At 60.1% G+C, this 17,937-nt stretch carries 13 protein-coding genes; 11 read left to right on the forward strand and 2 right to left on the reverse strand.

Annotated elements, in window-relative coordinates:
• Position 1 precedes the first annotated feature (1 nt).
• The gene (locus ACG9DO_RS10425) at positions 2-2,332 is read right to left on the reverse strand and encodes a patatin-like protein (RefSeq protein WP_394727634.1); all 2,331 of its coding nucleotides are present in this window, start codon (positions 2,330-2,332) and stop codon (positions 2-4) included.
• A gap of 71 nt (positions 2,333-2,403) precedes the next feature.
• On the opposite strand from ACG9DO_RS10425, the gene radA reads away from it, so the two are divergent.
• From radA to rnr, 8 genes are all read left to right on the forward strand, one after another.
• Entirely contained in the window at positions 2,404-3,771 is a 1,368-nt protein-coding gene (radA, locus tag ACG9DO_RS10430; RefSeq protein WP_394727636.1) for a DNA repair protein RadA, read from the forward strand.
• A gap of 12 nt (positions 3,772-3,783) precedes the next feature.
• On the forward strand, positions 3,784-4,305 hold the full coding sequence (locus ACG9DO_RS10435) for a CvpA family protein (protein WP_394727638.1): 522 nt from the start codon (positions 3,784-3,786) through the stop codon (positions 4,303-4,305).
• Complete coding sequence (locus tag ACG9DO_RS10440; protein WP_394727640.1) at positions 4,302-4,730, forward strand: iron-sulfur cluster assembly scaffold protein; 429 nt, start codon at positions 4,302-4,304, stop codon at positions 4,728-4,730. The genes ACG9DO_RS10435 and ACG9DO_RS10440 overlap by 4 nt, the downstream gene beginning before the upstream one ends.
• 54 nt (positions 4,731-4,784) lie before the next feature.
• On the forward strand, positions 4,785-6,422 hold the full coding sequence (locus ACG9DO_RS10445) for an MFS transporter (protein WP_394727642.1): 1,638 nt from the start codon (positions 4,785-4,787) through the stop codon (positions 6,420-6,422).
• Entirely contained in the window at positions 6,412-7,497 is a 1,086-nt protein-coding gene (gene alr, locus ACG9DO_RS10450; RefSeq protein ID WP_394727644.1) for an alanine racemase, read from the forward strand. Before ACG9DO_RS10445 ends, alr begins: the two co-directional genes overlap by 11 nt.
• Positions 7,498-7,573: 76 nt before the next feature.
• The gene (gene phaR / locus ACG9DO_RS10455) at positions 7,574-8,137 is read left to right on the forward strand and encodes a polyhydroxyalkanoate synthesis repressor PhaR (protein ID WP_394727646.1); all 564 of its coding nucleotides are present in this window, start codon (positions 7,574-7,576) and stop codon (positions 8,135-8,137) included.
• A 61-nt stretch (positions 8,138-8,198) separates the two neighbouring features.
• A complete protein-coding gene (proS, locus tag ACG9DO_RS10460; RefSeq protein ID WP_394727648.1) occupies positions 8,199-9,743 on the forward strand; it encodes a proline--tRNA ligase in 1,545 nt (514 codons plus the stop codon).
• 3 nt (positions 9,744-9,746) lie between these two features.
• The gene (gene rnr / locus ACG9DO_RS10465; RefSeq protein WP_394727650.1) at positions 9,747-12,038 is read left to right on the forward strand and encodes a ribonuclease R; all 2,292 of its coding nucleotides are present in this window, start codon (positions 9,747-9,749) and stop codon (positions 12,036-12,038) included.
• A 6-nt stretch (positions 12,039-12,044) separates the two neighbouring features.
• Here rnr and ACG9DO_RS10470 read toward each other — a convergent pair whose 3' ends face one another.
• Complete coding sequence (locus ACG9DO_RS10470) at positions 12,045-12,497, reverse strand: universal stress protein (RefSeq protein ID WP_394727652.1); 453 nt, start codon at positions 12,495-12,497, stop codon at positions 12,045-12,047.
• A 141-nt stretch (positions 12,498-12,638) separates the two neighbouring features.
• Here ACG9DO_RS10470 and ACG9DO_RS10475 point away from each other — a divergent pair, with 141 nt between their 5' ends.
• The 3 genes from ACG9DO_RS10475 to ACG9DO_RS10485 all read left to right on the forward strand — a co-directional run bounded on the left by ACG9DO_RS10475 (position 12,639) and on the right by ACG9DO_RS10485 (position 17,931).
• On the forward strand, positions 12,639-13,946 hold the full coding sequence (locus ACG9DO_RS10475) for a pyruvate dehydrogenase complex dihydrolipoamide acetyltransferase (RefSeq protein WP_394727654.1): 1,308 nt from the start codon (positions 12,639-12,641) through the stop codon (positions 13,944-13,946).
• 687 nt (positions 13,947-14,633) lie between these two features.
• The gene (gene lpdA, locus ACG9DO_RS10480) at positions 14,634-16,049 is read left to right on the forward strand and encodes a dihydrolipoyl dehydrogenase (protein ID WP_394727656.1); all 1,416 of its coding nucleotides are present in this window, start codon (positions 14,634-14,636) and stop codon (positions 16,047-16,049) included.
• 31 nt (positions 16,050-16,080) lie between these two features.
• Positions 16,081-17,931 (forward strand): cation:proton antiporter, encoded by a 1,851-nt coding sequence (locus ACG9DO_RS10485; protein ID WP_394727658.1) that lies wholly within the window; start codon positions 16,081-16,083, stop codon positions 17,929-17,931.
• Positions 17,932-17,937: the final 6 nt, after the last annotated feature.

Here is a 17,937-nt window from a genome sequence, read left to right on the forward strand (position 1 = left end):
CCTATCCAGATGCAAGGCCCGCCATTCGCTGCGTTACTTCCTCGCGCAGCTTCGCGAGCATCGTGCCGCGGCATCGCCCTGCGCGCTCTTCCTCATCGAGAATTGCGAGAAAGGCATCGCGCTTGAAGGCCAGGCATTGCCGATCGGGCATGGGCTGTTCGAGGGTTGAGCAAACGAGGTCGATCATGCGCTCGGCTCCGTGCAAGCGGCCCCACAGATAATCGTTCTCGCGATAGGCGCGGCTGAAAAAGGCCCCGAAATTGTAGAATTCGGTGCCGCGCAGGGTTGCCGACGTTCCCCCGTCTCGGATGCTTTTGGCATCGTCAGGCGAGATACGGTCCACTTTGACAGGATCGTACTCGGTCAGCCCTTCATTGCGTGCAAGGGGCAAGGTCGCGACGTCATAAAACGGGAAGCCGAGATAGGCCAGCAGCATGCGCCGCTTCAGTTCCTTGGGCATCTGATCGAGCGCCTGCGCAAGCCGTTCTTCCGCTTCATCGTCCGTTTCGGGAAGAAGGCGAATATTGCTGAAATGATCAAGCACGCTGCCAGGTTCAGTCAGTACCCTCTCCGCGAGGCTCGAAAATTGCGTCCCCAGTGGCTCAAGCCCATCGCGGCGGCGGTAAAGCTGGAGGATATCGTAAACCGCCTCGCGGGCGACATCGAGCGCCGTATCAGAGATCTCGGGATCGATCTCCCAGTCACGCGAAAGCCTTCGAGCCAGCAAGCGCAGGCGGCGGATCCGGAAACCCAGATCATGCGCTCTGAAGAAGGCGATCGCGGTTTCATTGGCGCCGCCCTTAGGATCGCTGAGCGATGTCAGTCCCCGCACGGCCAGCTCGGCGCGCAGGACCTCAGCGATGGGTTCCGCATCGGGCAGCGGTAACTCCGGGGCTGACTGTAATGTGAGGTCAGCCAGCCGCTCGATAATGCCTGAAAATTTCGCCTGAGCGTAAGACTGGAAAGCGTAACCGGCGCGCTCTGCGGCGGCCTGCTGTGCCTTGGCTCGCCAAGCCTTGAGCCGCTTGGGCGTAGGACTGTCGAGGAAGAATGTGCGCCCGAACAGCTTTTCCACTGCGCCGTCAATTTCGGGTCGCATTCCCTGCACCATCCGGCGCAGCCGTTCAGCATCGCGAGATTGCTCTTCCAGAGCCTGGAGATTGTCACGAATGGGCTGTTCGCGCGGGATGGTGGAGAGTGACCCGAAGATCGCGCTAAAGAAGCCGACCGGTGCATTGGAGCTCGCATATTCCTCGCCGAAACGGTCAGGACGTGGATCGATATAAACGAAACGCCTATCCACTTCGCGCTGGGATGGCCGGCGGCCGAGTGCCTCGATAGCGCCGCGGAAGGGGGCGTTGACCAGTACAGAGCCATCAATCAGCGCGACGTTATCGGTTATCTTCGCGCGGTGGTGAACCGGCATAACCCGGCGCAGGAACGCATCGCGACCAGACCAGCCATGATCACGCCGATGTGACAGCCGGTCAATCTCGGCCAGCTCAAGCGCAGGAAACGCACCAGGAAAGCTCGCCGTGGCGCGCGCTGCCAAGGTCAGTTCGAGCGGATTGGACAGCGAGATCCCGCTTTGGCGCGGCGTTTCGCTGCGAAACTCGATTGGCAAACGGTGCTCCGATTCCTCGACAATGGGCGGCGAATGGAGCCGCAGCATCTCGCGGTGTCCACGATAGTCTGTCGCTGTGACGAACAGATCGATCGGATGACCGGGTGGCAACAGCGGCTGCTCCGGCTCGCTGGCGCGCATCGCGGCGAGCGCGTCGAACAACAGCGTTGAGAATCCATCACCGGAAAAGGGCGGCTGAAACCAGCGTCCGCGGATGAAGCGCGAGACCTTGCGCCGAACTTCGCTGCGGGTTTCGGGCGCCACGCTTTCCGAGACAACATTACCCGGGCGGCGGATAAGCCACCAGGCAATCGGCTGCGCCCAGAGCTTCGCAAACCGCCAGAGTGGCCGTGCGTCAGGGTCGAGCAGGCGATCAACGTCCGCATTTTCCAGCCACAAGTCGGTGAGCGGTTCGAGTGAATGTCCTGAATGCACTGCTTCAGCAAGGAATACCGCGTTGATCCCCCCTGCGCTTGCGCCCGTAAGAATATCGGGAAGCACGCGCAGTTTCAGACCGGCGCGATCCTCGATATGGTGAAACAGTCGCCGATAGACGCTCTCTACGCCGCCGCAATCCGCGCCTCCGCAATGGAAACCCCGGCTTGCCCGGGCGAGCTGCCATATCTCCTTTGTGACGCCATGCATGTAGACTGCAAGGCTGACGCCGCCGTAGCAAACCAGAGCGATGCGGAGTTCTTTTTGTCGCACGTGTACCGTGATGGCGGGGATAATCGCGAAAGGCAATTGCGTTCTTGCTCTGTTCTGCGTATTCGTGCGCGATGGCAAAGCCGAAAAAACGTTATGTCTGTCAGGCCTGTGGCAGTGTTACGCACCGTTGGCAGGGGCAATGTCCTGACTGCGCGGAATGGAACACCTTGGTAGAGGATGCGCCTGCCACGGTGTTCTCGCAGAAACATGATCTGTCGAGCGGGGGGAGAGCGGTCCAGTTTGTTCCGCTTGATGGACCGGCAGAGCTTCCCAAGCGGCGCCCGACGGGGCTTGCGGAATTCGACCGCGCTCTCGGCGGAGGGCTTGTGCCTGGCTCCGCGATTTTGATGGGCGGCGATCCCGGCATCGGCAAGTCTACTCTGCTGCTTCAGACGGCTGCGACTGTGGCGCGGGCAGGGGGGCGCTCGATTTATATCAGCGGTGAAGAAGCGACTGGTCAGGTACGGATGCGCGCCGCACGTCTCGGCCTTGCGGACGCCCCGATCCAGCTCGCGAGCGAGACCTCGGTGCGCGATATCCTGACGACGCTTGCCGGGATGGAAGCACCTGCATTGCTTGTGATCGATTCGATCCAGACCATGCATTCAGACACGATTGAAGGCGCTCCGGGAACGGTCAGCCAGGTGCGCGGCTGCGCGCTTGAACTGATCCGATATGCCAAGCAGAACGACGTCGCACTCGTGCTGGTCGGGCATGTGACGAAGGACGGCAATATCGCCGGCCCGCGCGTGCTTGAACACATGGTCGATGTGGTGATGAGCTTTGAAGGCGAGCGCAGCCATCAGTTTCGCATTCTGCGCGCGCTCAAGAACCGTTTCGGAGCGGTGGACGAGATTGGGGTTTTCGCGATGGAAAGCGAAGGGCTGGCTGAAGTGCCCAACCCATCCACGCTGTTCCTGTCGGGCCGCGACCAACCCTTGGCGGGCAGCTCAGTATTTCCGGCGCTTGAAGGCACGCGGCCGGTGCTGGTCGAAATCCAGGCGCTGATCGTGCGATTGCAATCTGGCGCGACCCCGCGGCGTAGCGTTGTCGGGTGGGACAACAGCCGCCTTGCGATGCTTCTGGCCGTGCTTGAATCGCGCTGCGGGCTGAATTTCAGTTCGGCGGAGGTGTATCTCAATATCGCCGGAGGCTACCGCCTGTCTGATCCGGCGGCGGACCTCGCAGTTGCCGCCGCGCTGGTTTCAGCGCTCTCCGACAGGCCCTTGCCAAGGCAAAGCGTATGGTTTGGCGAGGTCTCTCTGGCCGGGGAAGTGCGCCCGGTAGCCCATGCGAATATCCGCGCGAAGGAGGCCGCGAAGCTCGGCTTTGCACAGGCATTCGGGCCGTCCGATGCAAAAGCCGGATCATCGACGCTCAAATACAAGGAATTGGGACAGCTCGCAAAGCTCGTTGACCATGTGATGGGGAATGCATAATCGACATCCGACATGAGCGGTTTTGATATCATCCTTCTGATTATCGTCGGCGTTGCAGCGATTGGCGGTTTCATGCGCGGTCTGGTGCAAGAGGTTCTCTCCCTCTCGGCCTGGATCCTCGCCGCCTTTGCAATCCGTTATCTTCACTCACCAATGACGGAGGTGATGGTTGAATACCTTGAGGATGAGACCACGACCTCGATCCTTGCTTTCGCGCTGCTGCTGCTCATTCCCTATGCGGCGATGAAGGTGATTGCGAACAATGTAGGGCAGGCCTCCCGCAATTCCATCATGGGTCCTATCGACAGGGTCTTGGGCTTCGGATTCGGCGCGCTCAAGGGCGCGCTGATCATGGTGTTTGCATTTTCCGTTCTCATGCTCGGCTTCGATACGATCTGGGGCTACAAAGGCCGGCCGGCCTGGATCACTACCGCACGGACGTACCCGGTTGTCGATGCGGCATCGCGCGATCTGGTAACGATGATTGCAGAGCGGCGCGCGGCGCTGGCCGGGGAAAGCGAAGCCGAGGAATGAGAGCAGGATCGGCGGCGAAACTCTATACGCCGGACGTGCTCAGCCTTGCCACGCAGCTTGCACAATTTCCGCTGGAAGGAGACTTTCCCTTGCGGGCCGACGCCCGCTCGCGCACTTGCGGCAGCACTCTCGAAATAGGACTTGCGACACGCGCCGACGGGACAGTCGGCCGGATCGGAATGCGGGTAAGCGCCTGTGCCATCGGGCAGGCAGCTGCGGCAATCTTCGCACAGGAAGCCAGTTACCGGACGCTGGCAGATTTTGAGCGGGCGCGAGATGCGATTGAGGCTTGGCTGGCTGGTGGACAGACGATGCCTGCCTGGCCGGGGCTGGCGACGCTTGATGCGGCGCGTCAGCATTCTGCGAGGCACGGCGCAATCCTCTTGCCGTGGAGCGCGGCAATCGAGGCGCTTTCCAAGGGCTGATACAGCCGCTAGAGGGGCGGTTCGCTTATGAGGGGGGAGTTCGTAAGGGAAGCCATGTCAGCTGCAGCAGATCAAGCGGCGAGAGAGCCCAGCCAGAAGGAAATTCGCCTTGTCATCGGCGCGAGCAGCGCTGGTACTGTGTTCGAGTGGTACGATTTCTTCATCTACGGAACGCTCGCCTATATCCTCAAGGACGCGTTTTACGATGTGGAGAATGATACGCTTGCATTGCTGCTGGTGTGGTCGACCTTCGCGGTAGGATTTGCGTTCCGTCCGATTGGCGCGATCCTGTTCGGATATCTTGGCGACAAGCTTGGGCGCAAATATACCTTCCTTGTGACCGTCACCTTGATGGGTATCGCGACGGCGGGGGTCGGCATGATCCCGACCGTGGATACGATCGGTATTGCGGCTCCGATAATCGTCATCATTCTGCGCGTCATCCAGGGGCTTGCGCTGGGCGGGGAATATGGCGGCGCGGCGATCTATGTGGCAGAGCATTCTCCGCCTGACAAACGCGGCTTTTACACCAGCTTCATCCAGGCAAGCGTGGCAGGCGGATTTGTCCTGTCGATCGCGGTTGTGCTGGCCTGCCGGTTCCTGATCCCCGAGGACGATTTCCTCGCCTGGGGCTGGCGCGTGCCCTTTCTGCTCTCGATCATCCTGCTGGGCATTTCCTTGTGGATGCGCCTGATGCTTTCCGAAAGTCCGGTCTTCAAGGCCATGAAGGAAGCCGGTGAGACCGCCAAGAACCCCTTCGTGGAAAGCTTCACCTATCCAGGCAACAAGAAGCGCATCTTCGTCGCCCTGTTCGGCGTCACCGGAATTCTGACAACGATCTGGTACACCGCGTTCTTCAGCGGCATGTCGTTCCTGCGCGGTCCGATGAACCTCGATGCGCTTACGGTAGAAGTCATCCTGTTCTTCGCTGGAACGATCGCGATGGCGTTCTACGTGATTGTCGGCAAATGGTCCGATCGGGTGGGGCGCCGCAAGCCGATTGTGATTGGTGCGGTTCTCACGCTTTTGACGCTGTTTCCCGCCTTCTGGCTGATGGGCTCGCTAGCCAATCCGGGCCTTGCTGACGCCTCGGAACGCAACCCCGTGGTGGTGAGCGGCGAGCAATGCACCACCGATCCGTTTGCGGAGCTGTTTGATCGCAGCCAGACGCAATGCGGCACTTTGCTGGAAACGCTGACTGCGTCGGGCGTATTCTACACCGTCGAAGAATCATCACAGCTTGGCATTACCGTGTCTGGCCAGCCGATTGTGATTGATGAAGAATGGTTCACCGACAGCGCAGCGCGCAAGGCTGGCCTGCAAGCGGCCTTGACGGAGAACGGGTTCGATTTCTCGCAGCCGGAACTGAGCGCTGCCAGATGGCTCGGGATTATTGCCGTTCTGCTGTGGATGGGGTGGCTTTCTGCGCTCACTTACGGTTCGGTTGCCGCGCTGTTGTCAGAGATGTTTCCGCCTGCGATCCGCTATTCCTCGATGTCGATCCCTTATCACATCGGCGCAGGCTACCTGGGCGGCTTCCTGCCGCTGATTGCAGGGATCATCGTGGCGCAAAGCGGCGATATCTATGCAGGGCTGTGGTACACTTGGGTCGTTGTCGCGATTGGTGTGGTCGTGGCGCTGTGGGGCCTGCCGTCAGGCCCACCGCGAGACTTCGGCGAAGATGCAGGGTAAGCCCCTGAGAGAGCCCCTGAGAAATCCGCCGCCGACACTCAGGCTGACCGTCGACACACAGGCTCTCGCGAGCAACTGGCGCGCGCTCAATACCATGTCCGGAGCCGCTGTTGCTGGCGCTGCGGTCAAGGCGGACTGCTATGGTCTGGGAGTGGACACCTGCGTGCCCGTCTTTCGCGATGCCGGTTGCGAGCATTTCCTGGTAGCGCATTGGAGCGAAGTCGCTGACGTCGCGCGCCACGTTCCGCCTGCTCAGATCGCGGTCTTGCATGGGGTGCTGACGCCAAAGGATGCAGCCTATGCGAGAGCGAGCGGCGTGGCTCCTGTCATCAACTCGGTTTATCAGGCGAAGCTATGGATCGAGAGCGGCGGTGGACGCTGCCATGTGATGGTTGATACCGGCATCAACCGTTTGGGCCTTTCCCAAGACGATCTCAGCGATGCGAGTGTCCAGGCCCTCGAAGTAGACGTACTGATGTCGCATCTCGCCTGCGCGGATGAGGACAGCGCGATGAATGCGCGCCAGCTGGAGCGGTTCAAGGACGTTCGCGGAGCCTTGCCGCATCGCACTTTGAGCCTTGCGAACAGTGCTGGCATCGCGCTTGGCAGCGGGTACCATTTCGACCTCACGCGTCCGGGCTTGTCGCTCTATGGCGGGGTTCCTCGTGCTGAACTCGGCGAGGCTATCAAGCCTGTGGCAGGCATCGAGGCTGCTATCCTTCAGACGCGTGATATTTCTGCGGGGGAATCAGTCGGCTATAATGCACGCTTTACTGCGCCGCGCGACATGCGCGTCGGCGTGGTTTCGCTCGGCTATGCGGACGGCGTGCTTCGCGCATGGGGGCAGAGCGGGGGTGGTGGCGGATCATTCCAACATGGAGAGACACGCTTGCCGATGCTTGGCACGGTCTCGATGGACATGATCGTCGCAGACCTTACCGAAGCGCCGGAATTGCGCGAGGGCGATTGGGTTTCCCTACCTTATTCACTGCAAAATGCTGCGCAGCAAACCACTCTTTCTCAATATGAATTGCTGACAGTGTTAGGAAAACGCTTGCGCAGCGTTAACGGGTGATGTTGCACTGCACATTGTGCAGGTGCTAATCGGCTATGCAGCATTTTTCTGTAGCACGAATCCGGAAAGAGAACTCATGGGAAGAGCGAAGCGAGATGACGGTCAGCCGATCACAATCAAGAAATACGCGAACCGTCGGCTGTATAATACTGACAGCTCCAGCTACATCACGCTGGAGGATCTTGCCGGCATGGTCCGCGATGATGTCGAGTTCCAGGTTCTGGACGCAAAAAGCGGCGATGATATTACGCATTCCATCCTGACGCAGATCATAATGGATGAAGAAGCAAGCGGCGGCGAACAGATGCTGCCGGTCAATTTTCTGCGCCAGTTGATCGGAATGTATGGCAATTCGATGCAAGCGCTCATGCCAAGCTATCTCGAAGCGAGCATGCAGAACTTCCGCCAGAACCAGGCGAAGATCCGCGAGGCTTTCGAGAAAGGCATCAGCAATTCCCCGTTGGCTAAGCTGCACGAAACAAACATGGCGATGATGCGCGCCGCAGCAGACACGTTGTTGTCCGGTGGGCAGGTCAAACCCACAGCGCGGGATGACGGCGCAACCGATAAGGAAGAGCTGGCTGCATTGCGCGAGCAGATGGCGCAAATGCAGAAGAAGCTGGATGAGCTTGGCAAGTAGGTGTCCTTCGCTCTAAGGGCTCCGCTCCTTTCTAGCCTCACATCAGCAACGAGAAACACACGTGTCCAACATCCGTCACGCCTTGTCGGTCAAACGCACTGACGATTTTGCCAAATGGTATCAGGAAGTCATTTCGGCAGCTGAAATGGCCGAGGAATCGGGCGTGCGCGGCTGTATGGTCATCAAGCCATGGGGTTATGGCATCTGGGAGCGCATCCAGCGCCTGATGGATAACCGGATCAAGGCGGCCGGCGTGGACAATGTCTATTTCCCGATCTTCATTCCGCTGAAGAATTTCGAGCGCGAGGCGGCTCACGTCGAAGGCTTTGCGAAGGAAATGGCGGTCGTCACGCATCACCGCTTGATCGGCGACGGCGAAGGCGGCCTGATCCCTGATCCTGAAGCCAAGCTGGAAGAGCCGCTGGTTGTGCGTCCGACGTCAGAGACGATCATTGGCGATGCGATGGCGCGCTGGATTCAGAGTTGGCGCGACCTGCCGCTGCTCACCAACCAGTGGGCCAATGTTGTGCGCTGGGAAATGCGCACACGGATGTTCCTGCGGACAAGCGAGTTCCTGTGGCAGGAAGGGCATACCGCGCATGAGAACCGCGAAGACGCGCTGGCAGAGACGCACCGTGCGCTTGAAATGTACCGTGCCTGTGCCGAGGAAGACCTTGCGCTACCCGTGATTGCTGGCGAAAAGCCTGAGAACGAGCGTTTTCCCGGCGCGGACGAAACCTGGTCGATCGAAGCGATGATGCAGGATGGCAAGGCGCTTCAGGCGGGCACATCGCATTATCTCGGGACCAATTTCGCGAAAGCGGCCGGGATCAAGTATCAGGACCGCGAAGGCAGCGAGCAGTTCGCGCACACCACCAGCTGGGGCGTGTCTACGCGCCTCATCGGCGGGGTCATCATGACGCACGGCGATGATGATGGACTGCGCGTTCCCCCAAAGATCGCGCCGCATCAGATCGTGATCCTGCCGATGCTGCGCGACCAGCCCGAGGACGAAGCGCTGCTCGCTTATTGCGAGGACGTCCGCGCTGCGCTCGCCGCACAATCGAGCATGGGGGAGCCGGTTCGCGTGCTGCTTGACAAGCGGGCTGGCAAGGCCGCGGCCAAGCGCTGGGACTGGGTACGCAAGGGCGCGCCTGTCATTATCGAAGTCGGCAGCCGCGACATGGAAGGCAGCAAGCTTGCAGTCCTGCGCCGCGATGACTTGTGGAACAGCGACAACGGCAAGCCGAATTTCGACTTTGCAGACCGCGACGGCTTTGTCGCTCGCGCATCAACGGTGCTCGAAGAGATTCAGGCGAACCTGTTTAATGAGGCCCGCGATCGCCGCGATGCCAACATCACGCGCGGCGTGACCAGCATGGACGAGGTTGCGGCCTTCTTTGCTTCCGGCGAGCAATTTCCGGGCTGGGTCGAGGTGCAGTGGTCCAAGCCAACCGGAGACAGGCTGGAGCAGGTGGTCGAGATGCTGAAGGCGCACAAGCTTACCATCCGCAACGTACCGCGCGATAGCGAGCCGGCAAATGGCACCTGCATCTTCACCGGCGAGCCTGCGGTCGAGCGCATTCTCGTCGCGCGGGCGTATTAGGCCTTGGTCAAACGACCTTCCCGGCGTCCGGCAGGCCTACCCTCACGCGAACAGGTGCTGGAGTTTCTCCAGTCGTCTGACACGCCTGCAGGAAAGCGCGAGATTGCCAAGGCGTTCGGGCTGAAGGGGCAGGAAAAGATCGCGCTTAAGCGATTGCTCAAGGACATGGCCGAGGAAGGCCTGATCGACGGCAAGAAAGCCGCCTATCACCGGATGGGCGGCGTGCCTAAGGTCACTGTGCTCCGCGTCGTCGATATCGAAGATGGCGAAGCGATTGCGGAACCTGACAATTGGTCGCCCGATGCGCCGGAGAAGCCTCCTCGCCTCACGCTCAAGGAGCAGAAAGGGAAGGGCGGCAAACGGCTGCCTGCGCTCAAGCGCGGTGACCGGGTTCTTTCGCGGACGGAGGAAACGACAAGCGGGTGGATCGCCCACCCGATGAAGAGGCTGCCTGCGCGCACAGAAGGGCTGATGGGCGTGGTCGAGTTCGACGGCACGGGTAAACCCTGGCTTGCTCCGGTCGACAAGCGCATCCGCAATTCCTCGCCGATTTCCGATCTCGCAGGCGCGGAGGAAGGCCAGCTCGTTATTGCCGAGCGCACTGGCCGGTCAGAGCGGTCTGGCGTCAAGGTCGTCGAAGTGGTCGGCGATCCGCTCGCGCCGAAAAGCTTCAGTCTGATTGCAATCGCCAAGCACGGGATCCCGCATGTCTTCCCTGCCGAGGCTCTAGAAGAGGCGGAGATCGCGACCGAGCTCAGCTTGAGCGAGGACCACCGCGAGGACCTGCGCCATCTGCCGATCATCGCGATCGATCCGGCTGATGCGCGCGACCATGATGATGCGATCTGGGCAAGTCCTGCCAAGGATGGCGGCTATGACGCAGTCGTCGCGATTGCGGACGTATCCTATTACGTGCGGCCCGGCGGGGCGCTTGACCGCGAGGCGCGCAAGCGCGGAAATTCGGTCTATTTCCCCGACCGGGTGGTGCCGATGCTGCCTGAGGTTCTCAGCGCGGATAAATGTTCGCTCAAACATGGCGAAGACCGCGCGGCGATGGTGTGCCATCTGCACATCGATGGCGATGGCAATGTCACCTCAAAGCGCTTTGCTCGCGCCATTGTCCGTATCGCGCACAATATCGCGTACGAGGACGCTCAGGCCGCGGTTGACGCGGGCGAGGAACCGGAATTCCTGACGCACCTTTGGGGCGCATGGAAGCTGCTAGAAAGGGCGCGGCACGCACGCGATCCGCTTGAGCTGGAACTGCCCGAACGGCGCGTTTTGCTCAACGAACAGGGCCAGATCGAGACAATCGAAGTGCGCGAACGCTTGGATGCGCACCGCGTGGTCGAAGACTTCATGATTGCCGCCAATGTCGCCGCGGCAAAAGCGCTCGAAGCGAAGAATTCGCCCGTGGTTTACCGCGTCCATGAGCCTCCGGCGCGCGAGAAACTGATCGCGCTGCGCGATTTCCTCGCAACTTCGGGCCGCAAGCTCGCGCTCGGGCAAGTCGTGACGCCGGGTCTGTTCAACCGGATGCTGAAAGACGTGACCGACGAGGCTGAGAAAGCGCAGGTCATGGAAGCGGTGCTGCGGACGCAAACGCAGGCCTATTACGGACCGGCCAATGCGGGGCACTTCGGGTTGGCGCTCGGCAGCTATGCGCATTTCACTTCACCCATTCGCCGCTATTCTGACCTGCTGGTCCACCGCGCGCTGGTCGATGCGTACAAGCTGGAGCAACCCAAACCGAAGCTCGACCTGCCTGATGCGACAGGCCTCTCTGATCGCGACCGGCATTCGCTCCAGCAGATCACCGATGCAATTAGCCAGACCGAGCGCCGCGCGATGGAAGCGGAGCGCGACACCATCGACCGCTATGTTGCAGCATGGCTCTCGCACCGCATTGGCGAGGTGTTCGACACCCGCATCACCGGCGTTCAAAGCTTCGGTCTCTTCGCCACGATCCTCGGGCTGGGCGGGGACGGGCTGGTTCCGGTTTCAACTCTTGGGCGCGAACATTTCCGCTATGAGGAAGCCGCGCAAGCGCTGGTCGGGGAGGATAGCGGAACGCGTTATGCGTCGGGCGACCGCTTGAAACTGAAGCTGGCGGAGGCGAACCCACTGACCGGCGCGCTCAAGTTCGTGCCGGTCGATGCCGATGGCAATGTAATTGAAGCGCGGGGGGCAAGGCCTGCAGCGCGCTATGGTGAGCGAATGGGTGGCAAAGGCAAGTTCAAGACTGGCAAGCGTGGACGCCCTTCCAACATCCGCCATCAGGGCCGCAAGCGCTGAGCTAACTCAGCCCGCGGACTTCTCCGCCAGTTCGTCATACCCTTCCGGCACGATATAAAGCGGGCAGGGCAAGCTTCCGGCCTGGGCGGAAAAGTGGGTGACGAGCGGCCCCGGATTGCTTCCGGCCGCAGCGCCGAGCACGAGCGCGGCAACCTCCGGATGTTCGGCGAGGAACTCACGCACCATGTTTTGCGCATTGCCAACGCGCACAGAGATCGCGGGCATGATCCCACTTTCCGCCATAAGATTGCCCGCCGCGCCATGCGCGAGAACTTCTGCCCGGTCGCGCGCTTCCTGCTCAATGGTCGCCTGCACTGCACCAAATGCGCTGACATTCTGCTGCGGCACGAGCGCGAGAATATGCACCGCGCCATCAACTGCGGCTGCGCGGCGCGAGGCATAGCGCAGCGACGACCGCGCCTCTCTCGTCTCGTCCATGACCACCAGGAAAACGCGCATCTGACCCTCACATGTTTATGCCGCCAACAGGTATTGGCTGAAATCGTATTCTTCGCAAGGACCTTGCCGCGCGCGCTCGAATTCGCCAGAGGGGAACGGCAAGTTTGACGCTGCGTCAACAGAGGGAAAATTCGAGCAAACATGCCTATTGCAATCAAGATGCCCGCGCTTTCACCGACCATGGAAGAAGGCACGCTCGCCAAATGGCTCGTCGCTGTGGGTGATACGGTTTCCGCCGGCGATATCATGGCCGAGATCGAGACCGACAAGGCAACGATGGAATTCGAAGCGGTCGATGAAGGCGTGATCGCGAAGATCGAAGTCGCGGAAGGCACGGAAAATGTTGCTGTCGGGACAGTGATTGCGATCCTCGCTGAAGAGGGCGAAGATGTGGAGGAAGCGGCGGCGGCTGGCGGGGATGCCAAAGGCGCCGAGTCAAAGGAACCCGTTCGGGCTGAGCCTGTCGAAGCCCTGCCTTCTTCTCCTGCGCCCACGTCCCAGAAGAAAGACAGCCCTTCGACAAGCTCAGGGCAAACGGCGTCCGGGAGTTCAGACCGGATTATCGCTTCTCCATTGGCCAAGCGTATTGCAGAGCAAAAGGGCATCGACCTGTCCAGCGTAAAGGGCTCCGGCCCCAATTGCCGGATCGTCAAAGCCGATGTCGAAGGCGCACAGCCGGGCGCGGTGCCTGCGAAGGCGGAAGCCGCACCTGCACCAGCTTCAGCTCCTGCACCTGTGCAGCTCGGCGGTGACCTCGACGCGCCGTATGAAGCGCACAAGCTCAACAATGTCCGCAAGGTCATCGCGCGCCGCTTGACCGAAGCGAAGCAGACCATCCCGCATATCTATCTCACCGTGGACGTGCGCCTCGATGCGCTGCTCAAGCTGCGGAGCGAGCTTAACAAGAGCCTCGAAGCCGATGGCGTGAAGCTGTCCGTCAACGATCTGCTGATCAAGGCGCTCGCCCGAGCATTGCAGCGCGTTCCGGCCTGCAATGTCAGCTTCCAGGGCGATGAGCTGTTCCAGTACACCCGCGAGGATATCTCGGTCGCAGTCGCCGCGCCTTCAGGCCTCATCACGCCGATCATTCGCGATGCGGGCCGCAAGGGCCTCGCGCAGATTTCGACCGAGATGAAGGATCTTGCAGGCAAGGCGCGCGACGGCAAACTGCAACCGCACGAGTTCCAGGGCGGCACGGCCTCGCTTTCCAACCTTGGCATGTTCGGCACCAAGCAGTTCGACGCAGTGATCAACCCGCCACAGGCGATGATCCTCGCAGTGGGTGCAGGCGAGCAGCGTCCGCATGTTGTCGACGGCGCGCTGCAAGTCGCGACCGTGATGAGCGCGACCGGCAGCTTTGACCATCGCGCTATCGACGGCGCAGACGGCGCGCAGCTGATGCAGGCGTTCCAGCAGCTCGTTGAGAATCCGATGGGGCTGGTGGTTTGAGGCGATATCGCGCATCGTTGAGCATCGGACTCACTTGGTTCGCAGTGGTATCCGCTGTCGCGATCTTATTGTTCAATGTGAGTGAGAGCGCCCCAAGCGTTATTGAGAGGGTTCTTATGTCCCTTGTGATAAGCCTCGCATTTGTAGGGCTTCCACTTGGTTTCGGACTCTTGGCAATCCAAGCGCCGGTTTTCGAGCGAGCGATCAAAGCGGGCCTCTCCGCGTCCCGCGCAATCTTGGATTCGACTGTAGCGAATGCGATCTACGCTTCAGTATTAACCCTTCCTTTGCTGACAATTGCCTTCCTTCTCGGGAACGAAATCTCATTTACGACGGCAATTCGGGCAGGCCTCGGTCTCGTTATATGCTCGCTATGCACAAGCGCAATTTGGCTTGGAATTCATATCCTCCTTAGGCGCAATGAACGCGTTTGAATTTTCGAAAGAGCTATCGATTGTCGACTACCTACATTGGATCGATGAACAGTATAAGTTCTATCCTACTCCCCTATACCCGTGGCAGGATCTAAGAATGCTGAAGTTTGCCCGACATCTGAGTGATGTCATAGGAGAACAGGAGAGTTCTTCCCTCGCGAAAAATGTTCTTCAGGACTGTGTAACATGTGTATCCAACATGCGGCCTTGTTCAGGCCCGGGTTCGCGAATCTGAATGACTTGAGGAAGTGCAATGGCTGACAATTCCTATGACGTGATCGTGCTGGGCAGCGGCCCCGGCGGCTATGTCGCGGCGATCCGCTGCGCGCAGCTGGGCCTCAAGACCGCGATTGTCGAGCGCGAGCTGCTCGGCGGGATCTGCCTCAATTGGGGCTGTATCCCGACCAAGGCGCTGCTGCGCTCGGCAGAGATCTTGCATTACGCTCAGCATGCGAAGGATTACGGCCTCAAGATTGCGGGCACAATCGAAGCTGATCTCGAAGCTGTGGTGAAGCGTTCGCGCGGCGTTGCGAAGCAGCTCAATCAGGGCGTTACGCACCTGATGAAGAAGAACAAGATCACCGTGCATATGGGCGAGGGGACCCTGACCGGCCCAACTTCGCTGTCGGTGAAGTCGGACAAAGGCGAGGAAAAGCTCGCTGCCAAGCATGTGATCGTTGCGACCGGCGCGCGCGCTCGCGATCTGCCCTTCGCCCCTGCCGATGGCAAGCGGATCTGGACCTATCGTACGGCGATGACGCCGCCTGAAATGCCGAAGAAGCTGCTCGTCATCGGTTCGGGCGCGATCGGGATCGAGTTCGCCAGCTTCTACAACGACATGGGCTGCGATGTGACGGTCGTGGAGATGCTTGAGCGGATCGTACCGGTTGAAGACCACGAGGTCAGCGTGTTCCTTGAAAAGTCGCTCACCAAGCAGGGCATGACGATCATGACTGGCGCGGGCGTCGAGGATATCAAGGCGGACGCCAAGTGCGTGAAGGCCAAGATCAAAGGTAAGGACGGCAAGGTTGCCGAACACGAGTTCAGCCATTGCATCGTGGCCATCGGTATCCAGCCCAACACTGAGAATATCGGGCTGGAGAAGCTTGCCGAGATGGATCGTGGCTTCATCCAGATCGACCCCTATGGCCGGACCAAGTCGAAGGGCCTGTGGGCGATCGGCGATTGCACGCCGGGGCCGTGGCTCGCGCACAAGGCTAGCCATGAAGGCGTGACCGCGGCCGAAGCGATCGCGCAGGAGCTTGGCAACAAGGATGTCCACCCGCACCCTACCAACCGCGATGCGATCCCGGGCTGCACCTATTGCCACCCGCAGATCGCGAGTGTCGGCATGACCGAGGCGAAAGCGAAGGAAGCAGGCTACACCGTCAAGGTCGGCATGTTCCCGTTCATCGGCAACGGCAAGGCCATTGCGCTGGGCGAAGCGGAAGGCTTCACCAAGACCGTGTTCGATGCGAAAACCGGCGAATTGCTCGGTGCGCATATGGTCGGCGCGGAAGTGACGGAGATGATCCAGGGCTATACCATCGGCAAGACGCTGGAGACGACCGAGGCTGAACTGATGCAGACGGTCTTCCCGCATCCGACGATCAGCGAGAGCATGCATGAAAGCGTGCTCGCGGCTTATGGCAAGGCGCTGCACATTTGACCTTTGACGCGGGAGAGGGGAGAGGTCGGACATGACCGAATTCCTCCTCCTCGCGTTTATCCTGCTGGTTGCCGGGGTCATCGCTGTCCCTATCGCAACTCGCTTCGGGCTGGGTTCGGTGCTCGGTTACTTGCTCGCTGGGATGGCGCTGAGCCCGCTGCTGGTCTTCCTCGGTGTCGATGTCATCGCGCTCCAACACTTTGCTGAATTCGGCGTTGTGATGATGCTCTTCATCATCGGTCTGGAGCTTGAGCCCAGGCGGCTGTGGGCGATGCGCAAGCGCTTGATCGGGCTGGGCGGCGGACAGGTTTTGCTGACGACCTTGCTGATTGCCGGGATTTCGCTGCTCAATGGCGACAACTGGCGTACTGCGCTGGCTATCGGGATGATCCTCGCGCTGTCTTCGACCGCGATTGTTCTGCAGACGTTGGAAGAGAAAGGCTGGCTCAAGCGACCCGGCGGTGAAGCCAGCTTCTCAGTCCTGCTGGTGCAAGATGTGGCAGTGATTTTCATCCTGGCGGTGCTGCCTCTGCTGGCGCTGCCGGAGCTTGCAACCGCCGCTGGTGCAAGCGATGACAGCCACGGCGGCCTTAGCCTCGTGGCGCATCTGCCACCGTGGCTTGCTGGGCTAGTTACTCTGGGTTCAGTGGGATTGGTCGTGCTTCTGGGCACCTATCTAAGCCGCCCAATCTTCCGCTTCATCGCCTCGTCGGGTCTGCGTGAGTTGTTCACGGCAGCGGCGCTTGTGTTTGTGATCGGCATTGCGCTTCTGATGCTGCTGGTCGGGCTGTCGCCCGCGCTTGGCGCTTTCATTGCCGGCGTGGTGCTGGCGAACAGCGAATACAAGCATCAGCTTGAAGCGGATATCAATCCCTTCAAGAGCCTGCTGCTGGGCCTGTTCTTCATCACGGTTGGCGCGGGGATCGATTTTGCGCTGGCTACCGAGCAATTCGGGACAGTCCTGTTCTGGACTGTGGTCCTGTTGCTGGCGAAAATGGCGGTGCTGTTTGTCATCGGCAAAGCGTTCAAGCTCGCCAAACAGGATCGCTGGCTGTTCACCCTAGGCTTGGCTCAGGCGGGTGAGTTTGGCTTTGTCCTGATCGCTTTTGCTTTGAGCAATGCTGTTCTTGCGCCTTCCAACGCGAGCATGTTGATGCTGGTGGTCGCCTTTTCCATGCTCGTCACGCCGCTATTGTTCATCGTCTATGACAAGCTAATCGCACCGCGATATTCGGTTTCCGAGGATCGCGACCCCGACACCATTGACGAGCAGAACCAGGTGATAATCGCCGGGCGAGGGCGGGTTGGCGGTATTGTCGACCGCATGCTGCAATCTGCCAATTTCAGCACGACGGTGATCGACTATGATTCCAGGCACTTGGATATAGTGCGCAAATTTGGATACCGGACATATTTCGGCGATGCGACACGTCCGGATTTGCTTGAGGCTGCCGGTATTGCGCGCGCCAAACTGCTCGTCGTTGCACTCGATGATCGGGAAAGCATCGACAAGCTGGTGAAATATGCTGTTGCGAATTACCCGCAGCTCCACGTGATAGCGCGCGCGATCGACCGCAACCACGTGTTTGAGCTGTGGTCTTATGGCTGCCGTGACATTGTCCGCGAGACCTATGACAGCTCAGTGCGCATGGGTCGCTCTGCCTACGAGGCGCTCGGCGTGGATCGGCAGAATGCGCAGGCCATGGCGGATGCTTGGGAAGAAATGGACCGCAAGTCTTTGCGCGAGGTCGCTGATGTCTATGATATCGCAATACCTTATCACGAAAACGAGCCGCTGATGGAGCGTATCAAGGCGTTGCGTGCGGAGTGGGATCCCATCCTGCAAGAGCAGATGGACGAAATCTTGCGACGCGGTCGATGAATTCAT

The sequence above is a fragment of the Altererythrobacter sp. GH1-8 genome (assembly GCF_043702085.1).
Lineage (GTDB): Bacteria > Pseudomonadota > Alphaproteobacteria > Sphingomonadales > Sphingomonadaceae > Erythrobacter.

Bases quoted from the DNA above. Each gene is read 5' to 3' on its own strand.
- ACG9DO_RS10475 (WP_394727654.1), top strand. From the start codon at position 12,639: ATGCCTATTGCAATCAAGATGCCCGCGCTTTCACCGACCATGGAAGAA.
- ACG9DO_RS10470 (WP_394727652.1), bottom strand. From the start codon at position 12,497: ATGCGCGTTTTCCTGGTGGTCATGGACGAGACGAGAGAGGCGCGGTCG.
- lpdA (WP_394727656.1), top strand. From the start codon at position 14,634: ATGGCTGACAATTCCTATGACGTGATCGTGCTGGGCAGCGGCCCCGGC.
- radA (WP_394727636.1), top strand. From the start codon at position 2,404: ATGGCAAAGCCGAAAAAACGTTATGTCTGTCAGGCCTGTGGCAGTGTT.
- alr (WP_394727644.1), top strand. From the start codon at position 6,412: ATGCAGGGTAAGCCCCTGAGAGAGCCCCTGAGAAATCCGCCGCCGACA.
- ACG9DO_RS10440 (WP_394727640.1), top strand. From the start codon at position 4,302: ATGAGAGCAGGATCGGCGGCGAAACTCTATACGCCGGACGTGCTCAGC.
- phaR (WP_394727646.1), top strand. From the start codon at position 7,574: ATGGGAAGAGCGAAGCGAGATGACGGTCAGCCGATCACAATCAAGAAA.
- ACG9DO_RS10435 (WP_394727638.1), top strand. From the start codon at position 3,784: ATGAGCGGTTTTGATATCATCCTTCTGATTATCGTCGGCGTTGCAGCG.
- ACG9DO_RS10445 (WP_394727642.1), top strand. From the start codon at position 4,785: ATGTCAGCTGCAGCAGATCAAGCGGCGAGAGAGCCCAGCCAGAAGGAA.
- ACG9DO_RS10485 (WP_394727658.1), top strand. From the start codon at position 16,081: ATGACCGAATTCCTCCTCCTCGCGTTTATCCTGCTGGTTGCCGGGGTC.